General features: G+C 70.7%; 1 protein-coding gene. It reads right to left on the minus strand.

All coding sequences use genetic code 11. The features are described 5' to 3' along the window. Positions 1–1,190 (minus strand): YhdP family protein (locus tag CF68_RS38815; RefSeq protein WP_035826345.1); only part of this gene is annotated, 1,190 nt, incomplete at both ends.

Here is a 1,190-nt window from a genome sequence, read left to right on the forward strand (position 1 = left end):
GGGCTTGCGCCTTATTGTCCTCCAGTTTGCCGATCTGCGGGTTGGCCCAGCTGCCGCTGATGCGGTAGTGCTGGGTGAACACCTTGGAGAACTCGTCGGCAAACAGCAGTTGCGCGGCCAGCGTGCCGATGCCCAGCACCGGGTTGATGAAGGCGGCCGCGATCGAGGTGGAGGTGGCGTTGATGCGCGGCACCACCTCCACGCGCAGGTCCTGGGTCTCGCGCAGCAGGTTGGCGGTGCCGCTCATGCTGGCGATGATCTGCGGGCTCCTGAGCTCGAAGTCCTGGATCGTGCCGACGCCGTTCTCGATCGTGCCGGTGCCGGCAATGCGGTCGAACACCAGCCCGCGGCCCGACAGGGTGCGGAAGTCCAGCGTGGCAAAGCGCAGCAGGCCCTGCAGGCTGAGCACGCCCAGCAGCCGCGCCGCGCCGGGGTCCACGCTCAGGATCTGGCCATTCTCCAGGTCCAGCGACAGCTTGCCCGACAACGTCGGGTAGTCGATCGACAGCGGCGAGCCGCGCCAGGCCACGCGGCCTTCGAGCTTGCCCTTGCCGTCGCTCAGCGTGTGTGCCAGCCCGAGGCGGTCCAGCGTGGCGCCGGCATCGCGCACGTCGATGGTGAAGGACAACAGGGTGCGGCGCTCGGCATTGGCGTCGGCGCGCAGCCGGCGCGGCACGCGCCAGCTGCCGCTGCCGGTCAGGGTGGCGCCGGGCTGCTCGATCTGCAGCTTGTCCAGGGTCCAGACCGGGTCGGCAGCGCTGGTGCCAGTATGGGCCTTGACTTCAAGCTTGCCGAAGTCATGCCCGCGCAGCATGAACTGGTCGGCCACCAGGTCGATCGCGGGCAGCTCGTCGATGCTGCTGGCGAGCGCGTCCACCACGTTGTGCTCGTCGCTGGCATCGGGCACGTTCAGGCGCGCCAGGCGCAGTTGCAGCGACCCGGTGGCCGAGGGCCCGGCCGGACGCCACTGCACCGCGCCGGCCACCTGGCGCGAGTCGATCTTCGCGTTCCAGCCGCCGGCCTCGCGGCTGGCGTCGAGCACCACCTCATCCAGCTTGCGGCCCATGGCGTGCAGCGAGCGCGCGCGCAGCGCAATGCGGCCAGGCAGGAAGGGCGAGGGCGCCTCGGCGGGGCCCGCGCTGCCGGCACTGGCGCCGAAGGCCGCCCGCCAAGCATCGATATCGAGCTGG

Origin of the sequence: Cupriavidus sp. SK-4 (genome assembly GCF_000611125.1) — a bacterium.
GTDB classification, from domain to species: Bacteria; Pseudomonadota; Gammaproteobacteria; order Burkholderiales; family Burkholderiaceae; genus Cupriavidus; species Cupriavidus necator.